The sequence below is a fragment of the Pseudovibrio sp. Ad37 genome (assembly GCF_001623075.1).
GTDB lineage: Bacteria > Pseudomonadota > Alphaproteobacteria > Rhizobiales > Stappiaceae > Pseudovibrio.
Window position 1 is genome coordinate 119,319 of sequence record NZ_LMCF01000026.1, and the last position, 20,042, is coordinate 139,360.

Annotated in this window: 20 protein-coding genes; 14 read left to right on the forward strand and 6 right to left on the reverse strand. The window is 52.7% G+C overall.

Going from position 1 to position 20,042, the window contains the following annotated elements:
• The first annotated feature begins 201 nt into the window (after positions 1 to 201).
• The 6 genes from PsAD37_RS08125 (at position 202) to PsAD37_RS08150 (ending at position 6,966) form a co-directional block, all read left to right on the forward strand.
• Positions 202 to 1,791 carry an FGGY-family carbohydrate kinase gene (locus tag PsAD37_RS08125; RefSeq protein WP_063295702.1) on the forward strand — a complete coding sequence of 530 codons (1,590 nt, stop codon included), beginning with the start codon at positions 202 to 204 and terminating at the stop codon, positions 1,789 to 1,791.
• Between the two features lie 29 nt (positions 1,792 to 1,820).
• Positions 1,821 to 3,461, forward strand: coding sequence for a signal transduction protein (locus PsAD37_RS08130; RefSeq protein WP_063295703.1), 1,641 nt, complete (start codon positions 1,821 to 1,823; stop codon positions 3,459 to 3,461).
• A 265-nt stretch (positions 3,462 to 3,726) separates the two neighbouring features.
• Positions 3,727 to 4,722: a LacI family DNA-binding transcriptional regulator gene (locus tag PsAD37_RS08135; RefSeq protein ID WP_063295704.1), complete on the forward strand. Its 996-nt coding sequence runs from the start codon at positions 3,727 to 3,729 to the stop codon at positions 4,720 to 4,722.
• A gap of 269 nt (positions 4,723 to 4,991) precedes the next feature.
• Positions 4,992 to 5,453: a nuclear transport factor 2 family protein gene (locus PsAD37_RS08140; protein ID WP_084407693.1), complete on the forward strand. Its 462-nt coding sequence runs from the start codon at positions 4,992 to 4,994 to the stop codon at positions 5,451 to 5,453.
• 93 nt (positions 5,454 to 5,546) lie between these two features.
• Complete coding sequence (locus tag PsAD37_RS08145) at positions 5,547 to 6,332, forward strand: serine protease (RefSeq protein WP_063295705.1); 786 nt, start codon at positions 5,547 to 5,549, stop codon at positions 6,330 to 6,332.
• Between the two features lie 70 nt (positions 6,333 to 6,402).
• A complete protein-coding gene (locus tag PsAD37_RS08150; RefSeq protein WP_153039692.1) occupies positions 6,403 to 6,966 on the forward strand; it encodes a hypothetical protein in 564 nt (187 codons plus the stop codon).
• Positions 6,967 to 7,014: 48 nt separating this feature from the next.
• Here PsAD37_RS08150 and PsAD37_RS08155 read toward each other — a convergent pair whose 3' ends face one another.
• Positions 7,015 to 7,833 carry a DUF6058 family natural product biosynthesis protein gene (locus PsAD37_RS08155; protein ID WP_063295707.1) on the reverse strand — a complete coding sequence of 273 codons (819 nt, stop codon included), beginning with the start codon at positions 7,831 to 7,833 and terminating at the stop codon, positions 7,015 to 7,017.
• Between the two features lie 175 nt (positions 7,834 to 8,008).
• On the opposite strand from PsAD37_RS08155, the gene PsAD37_RS08160 reads away from it, so the two are divergent.
• From PsAD37_RS08160 to PsAD37_RS08170, 3 genes are all read left to right on the forward strand, one after another.
• On the forward strand, positions 8,009 to 9,610 hold the full coding sequence (locus tag PsAD37_RS08160) for a peptide chain release factor 3 (RefSeq protein WP_063287413.1): 1,602 nt from the start codon (positions 8,009 to 8,011) through the stop codon (positions 9,608 to 9,610).
• Positions 9,611 to 9,723: 113 nt separating this feature from the next.
• Positions 9,724 to 10,767, forward strand: a complete 1,044-nt coding sequence (locus PsAD37_RS08165; protein WP_063295708.1) for a class I SAM-dependent methyltransferase — start codon at positions 9,724 to 9,726, stop codon at positions 10,765 to 10,767.
• Positions 10,768 to 10,795: 28 nt separating this feature from the next.
• A complete protein-coding gene (locus PsAD37_RS08170; protein WP_063295709.1) occupies positions 10,796 to 11,494 on the forward strand; it encodes a pseudouridine synthase in 699 nt (232 codons plus the stop codon).
• 33 nt (positions 11,495 to 11,527) lie between these two features.
• Here PsAD37_RS08170 and PsAD37_RS08175 read toward each other — a convergent pair whose 3' ends face one another.
• The 4 genes from PsAD37_RS08175 to PsAD37_RS08195 form a co-directional block, all read right to left on the reverse strand.
• Positions 11,528 to 11,983: a hypothetical protein gene (locus tag PsAD37_RS08175; protein WP_063295710.1), complete on the reverse strand. Its 456-nt coding sequence runs from the start codon at positions 11,981 to 11,983 to the stop codon at positions 11,528 to 11,530.
• Between the two features lie 182 nt (positions 11,984 to 12,165).
• Positions 12,166 to 12,570, reverse strand: coding sequence for a hypothetical protein (locus PsAD37_RS08180; protein ID WP_063295711.1), 405 nt, complete (start codon positions 12,568 to 12,570; stop codon positions 12,166 to 12,168).
• Between the two features lie 110 nt (positions 12,571 to 12,680).
• Complete coding sequence (locus PsAD37_RS08185) at positions 12,681 to 13,571, reverse strand: GyrI-like domain-containing protein (RefSeq protein ID WP_063295712.1); 891 nt, start codon at positions 13,569 to 13,571, stop codon at positions 12,681 to 12,683.
• 407 nt (positions 13,572 to 13,978) lie between these two features.
• Entirely contained in the window at positions 13,979 to 14,317 is a 339-nt protein-coding gene (locus tag PsAD37_RS08195) for a hypothetical protein (RefSeq protein ID WP_063287419.1), read from the reverse strand.
• A gap of 503 nt (positions 14,318 to 14,820) precedes the next feature.
• Here PsAD37_RS08195 and PsAD37_RS28500 point away from each other — a divergent pair.
• The 5 genes from PsAD37_RS28500 (at position 14,821) to PsAD37_RS08210 (ending at position 17,941) form a co-directional block, all read left to right on the forward strand.
• Positions 14,821 to 15,378 carry a hypothetical protein gene (locus PsAD37_RS28500; RefSeq protein ID WP_206600058.1) on the forward strand — a complete coding sequence of 186 codons (558 nt, stop codon included), beginning with the start codon at positions 14,821 to 14,823 and terminating at the stop codon, positions 15,376 to 15,378.
• A gap of 60 nt (positions 15,379 to 15,438) precedes the next feature.
• Positions 15,439 to 16,005 (forward strand): AIPR family protein, encoded by a 567-nt coding sequence (locus PsAD37_RS28505; RefSeq protein WP_206600059.1) that lies wholly within the window; start codon positions 15,439 to 15,441, stop codon positions 16,003 to 16,005.
• The gene (locus tag PsAD37_RS28510) at positions 16,002 to 16,523 is read left to right on the forward strand and encodes a hypothetical protein (RefSeq protein WP_206600060.1); all 522 of its coding nucleotides are present in this window, start codon (positions 16,002 to 16,004) and stop codon (positions 16,521 to 16,523) included. Before PsAD37_RS28505 ends, PsAD37_RS28510 begins: the two co-directional genes overlap by 4 nt.
• A 218-nt stretch (positions 16,524 to 16,741) precedes the next feature.
• The gene (locus tag PsAD37_RS29050) at positions 16,742 to 17,428 is read left to right on the forward strand and encodes a potassium channel family protein (RefSeq protein WP_244272495.1); all 687 of its coding nucleotides are present in this window, start codon (positions 16,742 to 16,744) and stop codon (positions 17,426 to 17,428) included.
• Between the two features lie 192 nt (positions 17,429 to 17,620).
• Complete coding sequence (locus PsAD37_RS08210) at positions 17,621 to 17,941, forward strand: carboxymuconolactone decarboxylase family protein (RefSeq protein WP_063295714.1); 321 nt, start codon at positions 17,621 to 17,623, stop codon at positions 17,939 to 17,941.
• 174 nt (positions 17,942 to 18,115) lie between these two features.
• Here the strand turns inward: PsAD37_RS08210 and PsAD37_RS08215 are convergent, their stop codons facing one another.
• Positions 18,116 to 19,936 (reverse strand): ABC-F family ATP-binding cassette domain-containing protein, encoded by a 1,821-nt coding sequence (locus PsAD37_RS08215; RefSeq protein WP_063295715.1) that lies wholly within the window; start codon positions 19,934 to 19,936, stop codon positions 18,116 to 18,118.
• Positions 19,937 to 20,042 lie beyond the last annotated feature (106 nt).

Below are 20,042 nucleotides of genomic sequence, written 5' to 3' on the forward strand. Positions count from 1 at the left end.
TCCCGAAAAAGAACCCGCGGTCGTTGGAGGCAGAACAGGTCTAGGAAAAGCCTGAAGCTGCCTGGTGATCCTGACGTTAAGAGACGCTGCACTATGAGAATTTTTGCATAAATACCATTTGCTTTGCACTTGCTAACACGAGTTAGCAGGTGTAGTTAGCAGGAGAGAAGAACAATCGCGAGTCGAAAGGGGAGGCCGCGTATGAAACAGACATGTTACGCTGGCATTGATGTCGGTTCTGCAAGTGCACGTGTAGGACTGTTCAATGAAAATGGAGAGCGACTGGCCTTCGCAGTCCGGCCCATCAAGCAGTTCCATGGACGTACAAACTTCGTAGAACAGTCCTCCACAGACATCTGGCAGCAGATTTGCGCGGCTATGAAAGAGGCGATGGCCAAGGCAAACGTGTCCGCAGACGAGATCCGCTCGTTGGGCGTGGACGCCACCTGTTCGCTTGTGGCCGTAGCGCAGGGGGGCAAACCTGTCTCCGTCGCTGAAAATGGTGATACTGATCAGGACATCATCATGTGGATGGATCATCGGGCTGCCGAGGAAACGGCGCTGATCAACGCCACGGGCGATGAGGCACTCAAGTATGTGGGCGGTGAAGTCTCCATTGAGATGGAACTGCCGAAAATCCTTTGGCTCAAGACCCATTATCCAGATCGTTACACCAACACAGTCCGCTTCTTTGATCTGGCTGACTATCTGGTCTGGAGAGCAACGGGGGCGGATGCCGCTAGCACCTGTACGTTGACCTGCAAGTGGAACTATCTGGCACATGAAGGCCGCTTTGCGGAGGATATGCTGCAAGCCGTTGGCCTGCATGATTTGCCGGAAAAAGTACCGGAGAAAGTACTGGATCTGGGGCAAGCCGCAGGCGGTCTGTCAGAGCAAGCTGCAAAGGATCTCGGCCTCAATGCAGGAACACCGGTTGCTGCTGGCATCATTGATGCGCACGCAGGCGGTCTGGCGCTTATTGGGGCTGAACCGGACGGCGGTCTTGCCATCATCAGCGGCACTTCAAACTGCCACATGATCGTCAACGAGAAACCAGTCATGGTGCCGGGCGTCTGGGGGCCGTACTGGGGTGCCATGCTGCCGGGGTATTGGTTGGGCGAGGGCGGGCAGAGCGCAGCTGGCTCTTTGGTGGAATGGACCATCCGGCAATCTGACGCCTATGACGAGCTCAAAGCCGAAGCTGCCAAACAAGGCATGCACGAGATCGCACTCCTCAACAACTGGGTGCTGGATCTGGAGGCGCGGGAAGCGAACCCGACCCGCGGCCTTCATGTCCTTTCTGACCATCACGGCAACCGCTCGCCGCGTGCCAATCCGCATGCAAAGGGCGTTGTCTCCGGCCTGACGCTGGAAACGGGCCGGGATGCACTGGCCCGCCTTTATCTGGCAACACTGCAATCCATCGCTTATGGCACGCGGCATATCATCGAGGAAATGACGAAGGCCGGACACAGCATCACCAAGCTGTTCATGTGCGGCGGAGCCACCAAAAATCCGCTCTGGCTCAGAGAATATGCCGACATCACGGGCCGTGAAATTCAGCTGGCGGAAGAAGAAGATGCCGTCACGCTGGGCGCTGCCATTCTGGGTGCGGTGGCCTGCGGAGACTTCAAAGACATTCCATCAGCCAGCGCAAAGCTGGTGCGTGTTGGTGGTCTCATCAAGCCGGTGCGCAGCACCGCGGAGTTCCACACTGCCAAATATCAGGTCTACCTCAATCTTTACGACAACCATCAGCACCACAAGGCGCTCATGGAAAAAGCCATTTAAATATCAAAACAAGTTCAGGAGGACACCACGTGCTCAACCTGCCACAGGCCCCAGCGCCTATCTGTGTAGCGGACAAGGAAATCCTTGTTGTCACCAATGCCGACCTTCGTGAAAGCGCCAACGTCGCTTGTTGGCCAACCTTTGAGGATTACGCGCAGCGGTTGGAAACTGCGCTGACCGCACAAGGCTTCAAGATGAAGCGTGCCCATGAGTCTGATGCAGCGCGCGGTCACGGCTTTATTTCTTCGCAAAAAGAAGGCTCGGAGCTGTTTGCGCGGATTGATCCGGAAGCCCCGCTCATCGTGTTGCTCACTGCATGGCAGTACTCACACCACATCGCGCCATCGCTTGCAAAGCACAAAGGACCAATTCTGCTGCTTGCCAACTTTGATGGCACATGGCCCGGTCTCGTCGGCATGCTCTGTATGGCAGGGTCTTTGACAAGCCTTGGCGTAGACTACTCCCGTTTGTGGTCCCAGTCGTTTGAGGACGAGTTCTTCAACTCAAGCCTCGCTTCATGGCTGAAGGACGGCAAACTCAGCCATGGCACCTCCTATCTGCAAGATGTCTCCGTAAACCATGCGGTTTTGCAAACCCCAGCTGGTCAGGCGGGGCAACAGGTAGGCGAGTACATCCTCAAGAACAAAGCCATCCTTGGTCTGTTCGATACCTTCTGCATGGGCATGATGAACGGCTACTTCCCGGTCAAAGCTCTCACAGATATCGGCATGCCGCTGGAAAGCCTCTCTCAATCTGCGCTTCTGGTAGAAATGGAGAAAGTGCCTAAGTCACTGCGTGAGGAATGTCTGAAGTTCTACGAGGACCGGGGCATGACCTTCCAGTTCGGCAGCGATGATGCAACTGAGCTGACCCGCGAGCAGGTGCTGGAACAATGCGCCATGATGATCGCCATGGCCCGCTTCACCACACGCTTTGGCCTCTCTGCCGTTGGTGTGCAGTATCAGCAAGGCCTGAAAGACAGCTGCGCAGCCTCAGACTTCGCCGAGGGGGCAATCGGCTCGACAGTGCGCTTCCCGATTCCGGACGAAGACGGGTCCATCATCTGGGAAGGCAAACCAATCCCATGCATCAACGAGGTGGACATGGGCACTGCCATTCCGCAAACCATGATGTGGCGCCTGCTGGATGCCATGGGCCTGCCAGCAGAAACCACGCTACATGATGTGCGCTGGGGCAGTGAGTATGAAGGCACCTTCTATTGGGACTTCGAAATCTCCGGCTCCGTTCCCTTTGAGCACCTCAAAGGTGGCGTTGCAGGCGCGACAGGTTATCGCCAGCCAGCCATGTACTTCCCGAAAGGCGGTTCCAGCATTGCAGGCCAGTGTAAGGCAGGAGCATTCTTCTGGGCGCGGGCGCATTATGAGGGCACACAGGTCATCATGCACATCGGCACAGGCCATGCGGTTGAATTGCCGGAAGACGAGTTCGAGCGTCGCCGCAAAGCCACCACCTATGAGTGGCCATTGATGAACTGCACGCTCGATGGTGTTGGCCGTGACGACCTGATGGCAGGGCACCAGTCCAACCACATCACGGTGGCCTATGTGCCGGAAGACAAGCTGCGCGATGTGCTGCAGGCATTCGTGGCACAGGCACTTACACAGGGCATAAATGTCAAAATCGCAGGCTCTGCGAAGGACATGCTTTGAGGCTTTGAAAATGAGTTTGAGCATCGCGTGGTGCTCAAACTCACGCAAATGCCGCGGGATATCCACGGACACCAGCCCGCACCTGCCATATTCTACTTGGCAATTTGAGGAAGGCTGACTACCACTCGACATTCAAGCGTATTTGTGAGGCATGCTGAATGCACTTCGCAAAAGGATATACGCCGGAGCAATGGGTTAGAGCGTACTCTGCGACCGCAAGCAAGCGAGGAGGGGCTCTGAAGAAATCAGGGCGAGAAACGACGCAATGGCCAAAAAGCCGGATGAAATTGCAAAGGCGCTCGGCGTCTCCATCACCACAGTGCGACTGGTGCTGGGCGGCAAGGCAGAAAAGTACCGCATCAGCAAAGCCACCCAGGCCCGCATTCGTGAATATGTGGAAGAGCATGGCGTTAAGTTCGACCTGACCGCCCGCAGCCTCAAGCTCAAACGCACCAACACCTTTGGCCTGATCATCCCGCGCCTTGCCAATCCATTCTTCGCCAAACTCTCTGAAGAGCTGGAACATCGGTGCCGTGAAACCGGCTATCAGCTCATCATCAGTTGCTCCAACTCAGATGAGGAGACGGAGAAGGAGCTGGCAAACGGTCTTGTTCAGCGCAATGTGGATGGCCTGTTTGTGGTCTCATCCACCTCTGGCAGCCAGCAACATCTGGGCAACACCATCACCAAGCCAATGGTGTTTCTGGATCGCGACTACGGCAACACCGACGCCCCCGTCATCACCTCAAGCAACTTCGAGGGTGCAAAAGATCTGACTGCAGCCATTGCAAAGGCCGCGGGGAATGAACCGGTCTACTTCCTGATCGGCGGCAGCAATCAACCCACAATCATCGAGCGTGCACGCGGATATCTGGATGTTATGCCAGAAAAGGCAGGCGATGACTGGACACTCCAGTCGGCGCGCAACCGCACACAAGATGGCGAGCAGATGATGCAGACCCTTTGGGACAAGCTCGGCACTGCCCCACAAAACCTGATGGCCTCCTCTTTGCCTGTTTTGGAGGGAGCTTTAGCAGTCTTGCGCGAGAGGCTCGGGCATATCCCGACTCAGCTACGCCTTGCCACCTTTGATGATGACAAGATGCTGTCCTTCCTGCCTAATGAGATCTGGTCAATCAAGCAGCAGGAGCCTGAATGGGCAGAAGCTGCGCTGCAGGCCATGACCCAGACCATGAGCAGTGAGCAGCCACACAGCAAAACCATTGCGACCCGCCTGATCCACCGGCCCAAAGATCAGTAATCCGTCACTATTTGTGGCGGAAATACGGCGGAGAATTATACCTCTGAAAACCATAGGATCGGAAGAAGGTGCTCATTCCGCTGCGTAACCGTTATATTCCTTAGGTATGTAGAGCAGGCAAATGCGTTAGTCTGCCTGCGGCTATGGTACTCTTTGGAGACGAACTCGGGCTTATCCCTGAAATGCACACCGGATTTCGACAGATGGATATGCGCGAAAACAAATAGTTAGAGCATTGCCGGATGCCCTGACCAGCTGGGAGCATGTAGATGGATACTATTGGGCCAATCCAAAATCGCATAAGTCGTTTCTTTATTGATGTCGATGACCGAAATTGGGCGTCTGTCGAAGCTGCGATGACCGGCCTTGTTCATCTGGATTATTCCTCCTTCGGGGCAGGGGAACCCGTTGATCTGACACCGGAAGCGATCACGACCGCATGGAAAGAGCTGCTGCCCGGTTTTGATCAGACCCATCATCAGATCGGTAACGCACTTGTTGAATCCAAAGAGCAAAAAGCCACTGTCAAAGTCCATGCCACCGCCACCCACTTTATTGATGGAGCAGAAGGCGGCGATATATGGGTGGTCTATGGCACCTACAACATCGCGCTGGTGCATGAAGGTGGGGAATGGAAAATCAGCAGCATCCAGTTCAACTTCAAGTTCCAGGATGGCAACATGGATCTGCCAGTGATCGCGCAGGCCCGCGCGGATGAAAAAGCCGAGTAACCAGCAATAGCATTTTTAGTCTGGGCGATTGCCCGCAGGCCGCATATAACAGCAGGTGTGATACTGCCGTAACTGGCGTGATAGGACCTGCTTATGCTGCTGAACTTGCTTTCCAAATGCACCTTAGGGGCGGCTCTCCTCATCGCGCTGGGCGCAGCCGCAACAAATGCACAGGATAAGCCCGGCAAATCCGAAAAATTCTTTCCCGGTATCATTGGAGAGGACAATCGCGAAATCATCGACAGCTGGGATAAACCGTGGAACGCCATTGGCCGGGTGAATGTTGCCGGGTTCCGTTCCCGTTCAATGTGCTCCGGTACGCTGATCTCGGATCGAATGGTCATCACCGCAGCTCATTGCCTGTACAACGCCCGTACCGGCAAAGCGCACGTTCCCTCCAAAATCAACTTCGTGGCCGGGGTGCGTCGGGATAAGTTTATCGCCCACACCACAGCCGCCTGCACCTACTTGCTGGATGGCTACACCTTCACCTCCCGCCCGACTTTGAAGCATGCCGCAACCGATGTAGGCGTAATCATACTCTCAAAACCGCTGGACGTGCCGCCGATGTCGGTGATCAGCAATTCGCCGGAAGTCACCCAAAACCTCGACCTCACCAGCGCCGGATATGCTCGGGATCGTCCGTTCCTGCTGGCCGCCGATAAAAACTGCAAGCTGCTGAAAGACCGTGGCAACCTCTGGCTCACCAGTTGCGACACCAACTACGGCGGCTCCGGCGGTCCGGTGATGGTGGACGAAGGCGGAGAACTCAAACTCACCGCCATCATGGTCGCCTCCGCCCAAAACAAATTCTCCATCGCAGTGCCAAAGAATACCTGGGCGCACCTTCTCGAGAAAACCACCTGCGAAGGTAAATAAGCTTAAGCCTGCCTTTACCTTAAGCCCAACACAGCCTCACACACACCGATCCAGCCCGTCCTGTCTCTTGTTGCCAACGAAAACAACAAGGGACAAACCCATGAGATTTCTGAGTATCCTTGCAGCAATTGCTGCTTTCCTATCGATTTCGGTTGAGGCAAATGCTGCCCTTCAACAATGCCGAACCATTGACAGCGTTATTGCTTCATCTGAGCTGGACACAAATCGAGACCAAGGCGGACATATCGCAAAGCATGTGATCAACGAAGGCATTTTCAGCAGTGATGCAGATGCACAAGCAAAGCAAACAGACACATTTTTCCTGGATGAAGATCAGTATGAAAGCGTAGAAGCTATTTTCCTCGCAGGGGGTGTAGGTAATTGTGAAACCACAGGCTCTGCTGCCAACGTAGTGATTGACCTGGTACAGGCAGATTTTGCAGCTAAACCGGCTGCATTTATTGGATACAATTGTAAAGCTGGCTCAATCCTCACTGATAATAATCCATTTGCTGCTGGTCCACGGGTGTATTGTGGCCAGGAAGGGACATCTTTCACACCATCACAAATCCGGTTTGTTATGAAATGGACGGGTGAAAAATGGGTAATTCGAACGGCATTTCCGATGCCTTAAAATGAGTTGGGCGCAGCACCACGCTGCGCCTTCCACTATGGCGACGTCTTAAGCCGCAACACGCTTTGCCAAATACCGCTCCCGCACATCAATGATACAGCGCTGTCTCGACGACTGACTTACCTCGTGTGGAGCGAACTCGGATTCCACACCATCCAGAAAATCCACTGTTTGCCTCAGCAGCCCGAGCTGGTCATCTGGGAACCAGTGAGGCTCGGTCTCTGTCATCTTCTCAACGTACCGCACACCAACCTGCTTCTGGAAGATCGTGTCCGGCTGGCCGTCACGGGTGCAGATGCCATAGGTGCCGTTGAGAAAGTGACCCCATGTGCGCTCCTCCAGATCCCCGTCAAACGCGCTCAGCACCTCAGGGTAGGACACATGCAAGCGAGATCCCAGCTCTCCGGAAAGAAATGCCTCTTTGGCATTGCGGAAACGGGAGAGGAAAAACGCCTTGGTAGCCTGTTCCTGTGTCAGGCCAAAGCACTGTAAATCCTCAAACCAGCGCCGGTGGCTCTTCAGGTGGAAGCGATAAAGCTCCCGCTCCTGATGCTGACCGAGGAACGAGACACACAGTGAGCTGTTGGTAAACAGATAGGAGGCCGCAGGCATCACCCGCCGCTCCAGCAGGCTCTGCCAGTCCGCGGAGGAAAGGCCAAGCAGACCCAGAAACACCTGTTCCTCATAAAACTCCGAATAAAGATAGTTGAGCAGCATAATCATACCTCGCAGCAATAAAAACCGAACTGTGACGATGAATAACCTGAAATATTGGAAGGATGCTTCCATGCCGATCGAACTAAGTTGTGCTGTCAGGACTGTCATGCCCTGCGGAAAAAGTTCAGCGAAGGGCTGGCATTGCTTCATTACATTCTGTAAGACCCAATCCGACAAAAGTTTCAGCAGATTTTGCGCGTGTCAGGTGTTCCTTGCTGCGGACGGCCATAAGCCGGAAAGAACACCTTAGAACTTTGCGCCAGATGGATACCCTCAAATCTGCACTATTTGAATACGCAGGAGTTTGCCTGCAAAAGGAGGCTCTATGAGCACAGCAGGCACGGAAGCCTATAAGGCACGCCGCACATTCGCGATCATCTCTCACCCGGATGCCGGTAAAACCACACTCACCGAGAAGCTGCTTCTGGGTGGTGGTGCGATCCGTGCTGCGGGGCAGGTGCGTGCGCGTGGTGAGCGCCGCCGCGCCCGCTCTGACTGGATGAAGATTGAACAGGAACGCGGTATCTCCGTATCATCCTCCGTGATGACGTTTGAGCGCGATGGCATTCTCTTCAACCTGCTTGATACGCCGGGCCACGAAGACTTTTCTGAAGACACCTACCGTACGCTGACCGCTGTTGACGCAGCGATCATGGTGATTGACGCTGCAAAGGGTATTGAAACCCAGACCCGCAAGCTGTTTGAAGTTTGCCGGCTGCGCGATATTCCAATCATCACCTTCGTCAACAAGATCGACCGTGAAGGTCGCCACCCAATGGAAGTCATTGACGAGATTCAAGAGGCACTGGCCCTTGATGTGACGCCAATGAGCTGGCCTGTTGGTATGGGTTCCGACTTCTTTGGTGTTTACGACCATATCGGCAACCGCTTCTTCACCTCTACTGAGGGCCGCGGTGGTGCTCTGGATACCATCAAAGATGTTAAAGGTCTGGAAGACCCTGAGTTGGTTGGTGAACTGTTCGACAACATCCGCGAAGAACTGGAAGAAAACGTGGAACTGGGCGGCGCAGGTTACCCTGAGTTCGATCACGAAAGCTTCCTGGAAGGGCATCTGACCCCAGTCTTCTTCGGTTCTGCTCTGCGCGATTACGGTATCGACCAGATCCTCGATTTCATCGCCGCATATGCACCACCTCCACATTCTCAGCCAGCAACGGGTGGCCGCACCATCAAGCCGGAAGAGAAAAAGGTAACCGGCTTCGTGTTTAAGGTTCAGGCCAATATGGACCCCAAACACCGTGACCGCATCGCGTTCGTACGCCTGTGCTCCGGTACATTCAAACGCGGCATGAAGCTCAAGCATGTGCGTGCTGGCAAGCCAATCACCGTGTCCGCCCCAATCTTCTTCTTTGCAGAAGAACGAGAGATTGCGGAAAAGGCCTATCCGGGCGATGTGATCGGCGTGCCAAACCATGGCCAGCTGCGTGTGGGCGATACCCTGTCAGAAGGCGAAGAAATCCACGTCACTGGCCTGCCAGCATTCGCACCTGAAATTCTGCGCCGCGTACGCCTGACAGACACCATGCGCGTCAAGCAGATGCGCCGTGGCTTGGAAGATCTGGCAGAAGAAGGTCTGGTGCAGATCTTCAAACCAGCCATTGGCACCAACTGGATTGTCGGTGTTGTGGGTGTGCTTCAGCTGGACGTTGTGGTGGATCGCCTGAAAGCGGAATACCAGACAGAAATCGGCTTTGAGACCGCCATGTACAACACAGCGCGCTGGATCGAGTGTGAAGACAAGCTCAAGCTTGATAAGTTCCTTGAGACCAACCGCGCCCATGTGGCACTGGACCGGGACGACAAGCCTGTTTACCTCTTCAAAAACGCTTGGGAAGTAAGCTACATCGGTGAAAAGAACCCTGATATCGGCTTCCGCGAAACTCGCGAAATCGTGCATACGTCTTAAGCTTATCTCCGAAAAGCGGTTTGGACTAGAATACGCCTAGAAACAAAGCCTTGGGCTCGGCGCGTGAACCTTGTGAACGCGACAGGCTCCAAGGCAGCAAGGATAAGAATAAGATGAAAGATCCAGCTCTCGATACATTGCTGCTGCCATTTGAAGATGGCCTGCTCAACTTTTTTGAGGAAGGTGCCGCTGATCAAAAAGCGCTCTTCCTGCGTGCACGCATGGGCTTTGCCATGAATGGCATCGCCAAAGATCGCCTGATCTGCCAGCAGACCTTCGCTCCAGACAGAGACAATCTGGAACGCGCAGGCTTCACAGTTGCACCGGAAGTTGACGGCCAGTACCCGCTCGTCATGCTGCTGCCACCGCGCCAGCGTGATGAAGCCCGCGCCCTCATGGCAAAGGCTGTAAAGTCCGCAGTAGAGGGCGGCCTTGTTGTCGTCAGCGCCTCCAATACAGAAGGTGCCAAGACAGCAGAAAGTGATCTCACCAAACTGGCAGGCAACACCGGCAAAGTCTCCAAAAACAAATGCCGTGTGTTCTGGGCTGAAATTACACCAGAAAATGTCAACCACGAGCTGGTGGAAGAATGGTCCAAACTGGATGCGCCGCGCGAAATCATGGAGGGCGAGTTCGTCAGCCGTCCGGGCGTATTTGCATGGGACCATCTAGACAAAGCCTCTCAGCTTCTTGTCGCAACACTGCCAGAGAAACTGGCGGGCCGCGGCGCTGATCTGGGCTGTGGTTTTGGCTACCTGACCCGTGAAGTTGCCAAACGCGAAAAGGTCAAGGCTATTGATCTTTATGAGGCTGAAAAGCGCGCGCTGGACTTGGCTGAGCAGAACCTGAAGGGTAAGATCGGAGAGGTCGCGCTGGACTTCATCTGGCAGGATGCCACCAAAAAGCTGGCACGCACCTACGACTTCATCTTCACCAACCCGCCATTCCATGCAGGTGGCAAGCAGGACAGAGCGGATATCGGGCAGGAGTTCATCAAGTCCGCCGCCCGCGGCTTGCGTCCATCCGGTCATCTCTGGCTGGTCGCCAACCGACACCTGCCATATGAAGCAACGCTGGATAAGGTGTTCGCCTCCTACGAGATCATGGCAGACCAGAACGGCTACAAAGTCATTCGTGCCATCAAGGCGAATAAGTAAACTTGCGGCTTTGAGTTAGGAACCAAGTATGAGACTTGTAAAGCTATTGGCAAATCTGGGATACGGTAGCCGCAAAGAAATGCAGGCCGCCATCCGCAATGGTTGGGTCACCGACAAAGACGGCAACCCAATCAAAGCCGATAGCAAGCTGCCTCATGAAGATATCCTGTTTGATGACGAGCCGCTGGACCCGCCAGAGGGCTCCGTCATCTTGCTCAACAAACCGCTTGGCTACACCTGTTCCATGAAGGATCGCGGACGACTGGTGTTTGATCTGCTGCCAGACCGCTACCGCGTCCGCAAACCAGCTCTGTCCTTTGTGGGCAGACTGGACAAGGACACCACAGGCCTGTTGCTGTTCACTGATGACGGCAAACTCTTGCACCAGATCATCTCACCCAAGGCAGATGCAGCAAAGATCTATGAGGTTGAGCTCGACCGCCCGATGACAGGCGGGGAAGCGGATCAGTTTGCATCCGGTGAAATGATGCTGGAGAACGAGACCAAGCCGCTCAAACCAGCAGAACTGGAAGTCCTGAGCGAAACAACAGCCCGCCTCACACTCCACGAAGGCCGCTACCACCAGGTCCGCCGCATGTTCGCCGCCACCGGCAACCACGTCACCAAACTCCACCGCGCCCAGCTCGGCAATCTGACCCTTGACGGCGTGGAAGAGGGGAGCTGGAAACTGCTCTCACAAGACGACATCGACAAGATCTTTGGTTAAACGCAGATCTGTGTAAGTATCAAATTACATTAGTTACTCATGGTTCTGTTGAAAGCTAAAAAGACTAAAAACAGCCAATGAAATGCTCCCTCCAGTAACTGCGTGAACCACGTAAATAACTATATAATTAAATATGGTGGGATCATCTAATATATGTTTATTGAGTGGGTAGTAACCGCCATAATAAAATGGAAATAGAAATCCAATAATAGAAGCAATAGCGGCTGTTATTATTGATTTATTGTTAAAGTCATAAATTTTGCGAAAGTTACACTTTGCGGAAACTATTGGAATAGCTACGGTCATAAAGAAAAACCACAAGGCAAAAAATATAAAAGCATATTGTTCAATAAACGGCATTGGATCAGGTGAGATGACTAAAAGGTATTGGGCAACCACGTAGGCGCAAGGTGGTATGAAAATGATACCTATGATACTCGCATATTGTAACCTTGTTTCCCACTTATTCATTTCTTGCTTTGCTTCCATGTACCAATATCAAAGCTGATCATTGCAGCCCACTAACACTGCCCTTCAGCATCCTTTTGTATCTGTGACGGGTGTCAATCCAACTGCCCCCAAAGGGTGCATTTACGCATAATGATCATCAGCAGCAGCACCAATAAACAATCTTGAGTTGTGCCGAAATCCTCGACTAAAGCGAGGTCGTTTCACCGCCCAGCCTTCTCCCGCACCATGTCCAGATGCGCCTGGATCTTTTCCTCATACGCCCATGTGGAGAGCAGGTTGCCGAGCAGTTTTTGGTTGGGTGCGCGCAGGCAGACCATGTAAAGCTGGGTGTCCAGCGCCGCCATCCACACCAGCGGAACCCACAGCGACCAGCAGGCGACCTCAGCCAGCACATATCCGCCGGATTGCACAATGACCCAGTTTGTTACCCAGTAAATCCCGATGGCATAGATGATCGTCAACACGGTCATCAAAACACCCGCAAGCGGCCCCCAATAAAGCCCCTTGCGTGCCCACAGCAGCAAAGACAGGTAGAGCCCCCACATCCTGAACAGGGTCAGGAGGTGATAGAAGAACAGGCGCCTGAATATCCAGCCGAAAACCATGAACCGCTCGCGAACCAGCCAACACCACCAAACCCTAAGGCGGCGCTCCTTAACCCCGCGATAAACCGCAGGCGCAACTTGCGCGCACCCCGCTTACCAATCACGGAGGCTTAAGAAAGAGGCCGCACCGGAATGCAGATCACCGCAGGTTGTGGCCCCGCCTCGCCGGTCATGGAAGGATACAGCTGGAAGCAGGGGATGTTCTCCGGCTCGTACCCGCTCAAGGGCAACCACGTGCCATACATATATTCCCATGCGGCCTGTGATTGATCATGGGTGATCACAAAGTGCCCGCAGGCATAGCGCCCGCCGCCAACCACCATCTTGCCCACTTCGCCCTCAACATCCGCTGGCCCGCGCAGCGTCAGGCAGGAGCTGAAACGCATCTGCTCCACATCGGTCACCTGCGGATCATCGTGGAACAGGCACATCATCTCCGCCCCATGCATCAGCCCGCGCGGTCCGGCCCATGCCATCAGTGCGCCAAATGCCTCGCCAAAAATCTCGGGCCGTTCCTGAAAGTTGCCCGTCCGGCGCACGTAAGCCACCGTGCGCGGCTCCAGTTTGCACACCTCCACCTTGTCCGCCACCAGCCCGCTTGCAGGCCGTTCCAGCACCATGGTCTCACCAGCAAACGCCTCAACGGACGCAGTCGCATCCCGCCGCCACTGGCTGGCGGACATGCCAAACCGCGCCTGAAACGAACGCGCAAAGGAGGAGGGGGAGGCAAAGCCCATATCCAGCGCCGCATTGGTAATGGAGATGCTGGCGTTCTGCTTCAGCCGCCGCGCAGCCTTTTCAACCCGCAACCGACTGGTGAACTGGTTGACCGTCTCTCCGGTCATGGCCTTGAAGATACGGTGAAAGTGATAGGGTGAAAAACACGCCGCATCAGCAATCTGGGCAAGGGAGAGATCCGCGCAGATGTTCTGCTCAATATAATCCATCGCCCGGTTAATCCGCTGCGTATAGATGTTCTTCTGCAAAGCTTCATGCCGCATGGTCAGCCTCCCATACTCGGTAGAAGCCTACAGTATCCCGTGCAAAAAGGGAGCCTGAATTTGGGGAGGGGAAGAGGTGAAACATCAAGGGCATAGCTCTGTCATAACCAAACATGGCCAAGCTTAAGCTGTCACCGCGCACCATTCTTTGCAATTCTTGCTATGTTTGCATCCCAAACGCCATGCCTTGAAAAAGCGCTGGCCTGCGAAGGGATGACAGCTCCGCAGACCAGCAAGGCACCCTTGGCGGCAATGCGGGGTGTATGCGCGTTCCGCCTCCGGCACCACAGCGGCTGGCACGCACGGCGCCAAACGCTCAAGCACAGTCGGTCTGCACAGGCTCATCGCGGCAAAACACCCGCCACGACACCCATGCGGCCATCAAAAAAGCCGATTGCCTGAGATGATCAGGAACCGGCTTTGTCTGGAAACACTACTGTTTTGGTTATGGGCTGCGGCTGGTCGACCTGCTCCCGACCGTATTCCCGAAACCTGCTTTTGGGCATGGGAGAGGAATACGCGTCAATAATCTGTCCGCAGCTTTTTTGAAGAGCTTCCAAGCGGTCGCGGAAGGCATAATGCAAAGTGAACAAAGCATCCCGTTCACTGCTGTCCTGCATCCTCTCGCTCAGCAACAGCTGCTGCATATAAGCAAGGTTCTGCAAATCAGATGCAGCGACGAGCACTTCGTCTATTTCATTTTGGAAAGTATTTGTGGCGCTACATGCGCAGAGGGAACTGGTCATTTCAATGCCCCTTGTATACGGCAGTTGAAGGACCGCACGTCAAAAGGGCTTTCGACGACCCACTGGCGAGCGGGAGGTTCGAAACCTGATACAAGGCAGGCAGGTTTATTCCTTCCCGAAGGAAGTGTTGTATTCACCGTCCTCCCGCTCATAGCAAAGGGTTTGCGCCCTTCAGAAAAAAGGCACAAAAAATCCGCCATGTACGGGAGCGGTAACCGCTTGTATCGAGGTTTCGACGCCTCACACATGAATGTGAAATGAAACACTGCCCATGTCAAATCGGTAATTTAGGCAAGGGGTGTGGATTGGTGGAAAGAAAATCGTGAGTGGGATTTTGAGCACATTTGGCAAGAAGCCAGCTAACCAAAGCTAGCAGTAAAGTGGAGCCACGTAACTATTTGTTTTATTTAATCTAACATTGAAGTCATGGTCTACTTAAGATATAAACTTATACGAGAATTTTCCTAAAATATGCAGCTAAAAGTTTGGGGTCTAGGGCGTAGATGAGCGTTATTCATGTAAATCAAATTGCATCAAAGATTGAAGGAATGTTTAGGCAGTATCTCGACCTTTCAGATCTGAATGAATCTGATGCTGAGTATGACACTAAGGTAAGATCTCGTTGCTTGGCCGCGTACGCTGTTTATTTAATTGGTGATGCAGATGAAAAGGCAGCAGCGGAAGCGGTAGTTGATGGAGGAGATGACAATGGTATTGATGCTGTGTACTACTCTTCGAACGCTAAAAAAATGACCTTAGTTCAATCTAAGTGGTCAAAAAATGGAACTGGTGAACCTGCAAGCAGTGACATCAGGAAGTTCAAAGATGGCGTTGTTGATCTCTTCAACATGGAGTTTGATCGTTTCAATGAGAAGTTGAGGGCAAAGCAAGTCTCAGTGAACGAAGCTTTGACTGCTTTCGATACGACTTTTGATGTGGTTTTGATACATACAGGCAATCAGCAATTAGGCGAGCATAGTATGCGCGTAATTGAGGATCTACTTAAAGAAATGAATGAGACAGGCGACGAAAATAAAGAAGATATCTTGTCTTTTCAGTAATTAAATCAAGCTGTTATTCATTCTAGCCTTGCTAGTGGTATTGATGGCGAACCTATTGACTTGGAGATCGGTCTAGCACAATGGGGGAAAATAGATACACCTCATACGGCTTACTATGGCATGGTTGCCGGTGAAGAAGTCTCGAACTGGTGGACAACAACCGGTAAGAGGTTGTTTGCGCAAAATATAAGGCAAATGCTTGGATCAACTGAAGTAAATGAAGAAATTCGTAACACGTTAGAGACGAGCCCTGATAAGTTTTGGTACTTTAACAATGGAATAACTATTGTTGCTGACACAATCAGGAAATCTGCTGTTGGCGGAAACTCTCGAGAGCTTGGGTCATTCAAAGCTGCAAATATCAGTATAGTAAACGGCGCGCAAACAGTCAGTACAATTGGCCGATTTGCCGCCAATGAATTTAACAACCTTGAAGATATAAAGGTTCCTGTTCGCCTTATTTCGCTTGAGGGAGCTGAAGATGGGTTTGGCGGGAACGTAACTAAAACAAATAACCGACAAAACAGAATTGAAAATAGAGATTTTGTTTCCCAAGACCCGGAGCAAATACGGATCAGGAAAGAGCTTCTCATAGAAGATATCGATTATAACATTATAACATTATGAGATCAGATGCATTTAAGCCGACAGAAAAATCGTTTGATCTTTCTGAAGCAACGATTGCATTGGCTTGTGTCAGCGGGGATGTTTCCCTCGCTGTTCAAGCTAAGAGGGAGATTGGTAAGTTTTATGAGAGTTTGTCCAAAGCACCATATCGAACAATTTTCAATCCAAAGGTGTCTGGCGTATTTGTATGGAACTCAGTCAGGGCCTTGCGCTTCATCGAAGCTATTATTTCAGGCGAAATTTCTAAGTTAGAAAAGAAGAGCGGAAAAGAATACGGACTCCTGGTACATGGAAATCGTATTATCGCATTGATGGCGATGAAAGATTCTGGAGTTCAACAACTTGCCCGGGATTATGCTTATTGCGTGGATGAACAGCGTCTTTCAGGGTCTGTAATGTTATCTATTCAAAAGATTAATAGCTTCATTCACGAAAAATACCCTGAAAAAGTGCTAGGAACACTCTTTAAGAATGTGTCCATCTGTAAGGAACTTTATCAGCATTGCATGGAACATTGAGCGCGCTCAGATTCTTGAGTGCATCGACAGCGCTATCACACGGTCGGGTATGAGGTGCGACCACAAAGCTTCATTTTGCTGCTGCATTTTGGTTGAGATATGAGCACGGCGTTCCCTCATATCCAACCTCCCAAATTTCACGGGCTAACCCACCCTTCAGATTTCCCATTCCTTAGCCTTCATTTGCGAAAATTGCCGCAAAAGTCAGGAAGGTAGACGTGCAATCGAAGTCTATAAAGAATCTGTTTGAGTATCGGGTTGAGGTGTTTCTTTTCAGCCAGTTGCTGCTCATGTTCGGTGCTTTGATCTTACCGGGTCAGACGCTGGAAGCGCCGGTTTTTAACGTGTTTTACAGCTTCAATATAGCCACCGGCATGCTCATTACGTTGAAGAGGAGGCAGTTTTTCAGGCTAGTCGCTGTTTTGCTCGGGTGTTCGCTGGTCCTGTCTTTTCTTGATACGCCGATCTTTCCAACAATCGACCCTTTGGTCCCGCAGATTGTGATCTTCTTTGCCTTTCATGCTGTGGTGGCCATCGTACTGATTGATGAGATGCTCAGGACATTTGAAGAAAACTACCGTGTCGTGCTGGGTGTTCTCAGCGGCTACATCTCCATCGGCATGGTCGCGTTCTTTCTCTTTATACTTATAGAGCATATGCAGCCGGGCTCTTTCAAAGGCCTGCCCATTGACAATGCTGAGACCCACTCGCAGGAGGAAGCACTCATGTACGCCGCGTTCATCACACTGATGACCATCGGCTACGGCGACATCGTACCGCTCACACCCATCGCCCGAAAGGCTGCGATCATTGTGGGTCTGGCAGGCCAGTTTTACATGGTCGTTCTCACCGCCATCATTGTCGGCAAGTTTTTAAAATACAGACAGCCGAAAAAGAAGGGCTGAACCTGTACAGGCCTACTGCAAAACGACGCCTGCAGCTCTTTACCAAAATGGCGCCCGCAGCCCCTTTAAAAAAATAAAGAATGAAAGCGACCCGTCTGATCCTGATTAAAGCTGAACGGGTTTCATTGGTGGTTATTAAGCGCAGCCTGTTTTAATTGCCCGGAAAAACCTGAGCCAACCGGAAGGTCGCCCATGCCAATGTTTTCCATGGACAATATGCGCAAGCTGAAGAAGTTCAGTTCTTTGGCAACCGGTAAAACCTGGAAGATGTTCATCGCCTTCAATGCAGAGGCCATGTCCGACGGGGTGATCTCCAAAAAAAACAAGCAGCTCATTTCACTGGCCGCTGCACTCACCACCCAATGCCCTTACTGTATCGAGATCCACCGTGAGAACGCCAAGGTCTGCGGCGCCACAGATGAAGAACTCGCCGAAGTCGTCTTCATCACCGCCGCCATCCGAGCCAGCAGTGCCATCACCCACGGCACCCATATGATTGATCATGACGAATAGCAAAAGGGCAGGGGGATAAGTCAGGGGCTGAGCGTCAGCGGTACCACGCGATCAATTTCATAAAAAACGCAAGTCTCTCGTAAATAACGCAAACCAACGCACAGAGTAACGCAAACCAAAAAAGGCTCCGGAACGCTCCGAAGCCTTTCTTAAAATCATAAGTATATGAGGAGCTTAGCCCTCATCGGCAAGCATCTCCAGCTCCAGCCACTCTTCTTCAAGCGCAGCAAGGTCCTCATGCAGTTTCCCAACAGCGGTCATCACTTTGTGAAAACGATCCGGATTGGAGCTGAACAGGTTCGGGTCCTCTAACTCCTTCTGGCCCTTAGTGATTTTCGCTTCCAGCTTTTCAATTTTACCCGGAATGTCCTTTAGGCGATGCTGCTGCGTAAAATTGAGGCCGGACTTCTTAGGCTCTTGTCTTTTGGCAGCAGCAGGAGACTTATCCTCCTTCGCAGCACCGGAAGCCTTGTCGGCCTTGGCAACTTTACGCGCCTGCACACCTTCACCGCGCTGGCGCACCATGTCGGTGTAGCCACCCGCATATTCACCCCAATTGCCGCTCTCATCTTCCATCGTAATGATGCTGGTGCAGATGCGGTCAAGGAAGTCACGATCGTGGCTCACAAGCAGGACGGTGCCGGGATAATCAGAAATCAGCTCTTGCAACAGATCCAGTGTTTCAAGGTCCAGGTCGTTGGTCGGCTCATCAAGCACCATCAGGTTGGAAGGAGCAGCCAGCGCGCGCGCCAGCAGCAAGCGTCCCCGTTCCCCACCAGAAAGCACACGCACAGGGGTGCGCGCTTGTTCCGGCTTAAACAGGAAGTCCTTGAGATAACTCATGACATGCTTGGAGGTGTCGCCAAGAATAACCATGTCCCCGCTGCCACCCGTCATGGCATTGACGAGTGTGTCATTGGGGTCAAGCTTCTCGCGCTTCTGGTCCAGCGTGATCATCTGCAGGTTGGCGCCAAGGCGGATAGTGCCCGCATCCGGTGCAAGCTCGCCGGTCAGCATCTTCAGCAAGGTGGTCTTGCCAGCCCCGTTTGGCCCCACAAAGCCAATCCGGTCACCGCGCAAAATGCGGGTGGAGAAATCCTTGACGATCGGGCGCTCTTCGTAGGTCTTGCCAATGTGCTTGGCCTCAGAAACAAGCTTGCCGGAGATATCCCCCTCAGTGGCAGCCATCTTCACACTGCCCTGCGGTCCTTTATGCTCCTTGCGCTGCTGACGCAAATCAGCCAGCTCCCGCACCCGCCGCATATTCCGCTTACGACGCGCAGTCACGCCATAAACCATCCAATGCTCTTCCTGCCGGATCTTCTCATTCAGCCGCGCTTGCTCTTTTTCTTCCTCTTCAAAAACCTTGTCCCGCCACTCTTCAAACTTGGCAAACCCCTGGTCCATACGGCGGGAGATACCCCTGTCGATCCAGTAGGTTACGCGGGACAGGTTCTCCAAAAAACGACGGTCGTGCGAGATCAGAACAATGGCAGACTTCATCTGCTTAAGCTCAGATTCAAGCCATTCAATCACCGGAAGGTCCAGATGGTTGGTCGGTTCGTCCAGCAGCAAAATATCAGGCTCCGGCGCCAAAGCCCGCGCAATCGCCGCCCGCTTGGCTTCTCCGCCCGAAAGCGTATCCGGATCTTCCTCACCCGTTAAGCCTAAGATTTCTAATAGGTATTTGGCCCGATATTGATCATCACCAGGAGCCAGCCCACCTTCAGCATAGGCAAGAACTGTCGCATACCCCGAAAGATCCGGCTCCTGAGGCAAGTACCGGATCGTCCGCCCTGGCTGCAAAAAATACTCGCCCTTATCCGGCTCTGTTAATCCCGCAGCGATTTTCAGCAGTGTCGACTTGCCAGACCCGTTTCGACCAACTAAGCAGATCCGCTCGCCTTCCCCGACTTGTAGCTCTGTACCAGTCAGAAGAGGGGTCGTTCCAAAGTTAAGGTGTATGTCTCGCACATGAAGAAGCGGTGGCGCCATTAAGCTTGTCTTTCCAGATTCCCAAAACAGCGTATTTCAACGCTAGGGGTAGATTTACTGGTAGTGCTCTACCACAAAAGAGCGAAGGTTAAAGTTTTTTGCCGCA

Coding starts and splice junctions, on each gene's coding strand:
- PsAD37_RS08125 (WP_063295702.1), top strand. CDS start 202: ATGAAACAGACATGTTACGCTGGCATTGATGTCGGTTCTGCAAGTGCA.
- PsAD37_RS08135 (WP_063295704.1), top strand. CDS start 3,727: ATGGCCAAAAAGCCGGATGAAATTGCAAAGGCGCTCGGCGTCTCCATC.
- PsAD37_RS08140 (WP_084407693.1), top strand. CDS start 4,992: ATGGATACTATTGGGCCAATCCAAAATCGCATAAGTCGTTTCTTTATT.
- PsAD37_RS08145 (WP_063295705.1), top strand. CDS start 5,547: ATGCTGCTGAACTTGCTTTCCAAATGCACCTTAGGGGCGGCTCTCCTC.
- PsAD37_RS08155 (WP_063295707.1), bottom strand. CDS start 7,833: ATGAAGCAATGCCAGCCCTTCGCTGAACTTTTTCCGCAGGGCATGACA.
- PsAD37_RS08160 (WP_063287413.1), top strand. CDS start 8,009: ATGAGCACAGCAGGCACGGAAGCCTATAAGGCACGCCGCACATTCGCG.
- PsAD37_RS08165 (WP_063295708.1), top strand. CDS start 9,724: ATGAAAGATCCAGCTCTCGATACATTGCTGCTGCCATTTGAAGATGGC.
- PsAD37_RS08170 (WP_063295709.1), top strand. CDS start 10,796: ATGAGACTTGTAAAGCTATTGGCAAATCTGGGATACGGTAGCCGCAAA.
- PsAD37_RS08175 (WP_063295710.1), bottom strand. CDS start 11,983: ATGGAAGCAAAGCAAGAAATGAATAAGTGGGAAACAAGGTTACAATAT.
- PsAD37_RS08180 (WP_063295711.1), bottom strand. CDS start 12,570: ATGGTTTTCGGCTGGATATTCAGGCGCCTGTTCTTCTATCACCTCCTG.
- PsAD37_RS08185 (WP_063295712.1), bottom strand. CDS start 13,571: ATGCGGCATGAAGCTTTGCAGAAGAACATCTATACGCAGCGGATTAAC.
- PsAD37_RS08195 (WP_063287419.1), bottom strand. CDS start 14,317: ATGACCAGTTCCCTCTGCGCATGTAGCGCCACAAATACTTTCCAAAAT.
- PsAD37_RS28500 (WP_206600058.1), top strand. CDS start 14,821: ATGAGCGTTATTCATGTAAATCAAATTGCATCAAAGATTGAAGGAATG.
- PsAD37_RS28510 (WP_206600060.1), top strand. CDS start 16,002: ATGAGATCAGATGCATTTAAGCCGACAGAAAAATCGTTTGATCTTTCT.
- PsAD37_RS08210 (WP_063295714.1), top strand. CDS start 17,621: ATGCCAATGTTTTCCATGGACAATATGCGCAAGCTGAAGAAGTTCAGT.
- PsAD37_RS08215 (WP_063295715.1), bottom strand. CDS start 19,936: ATGGCGCCACCGCTTCTTCATGTGCGAGACATACACCTTAACTTTGGA.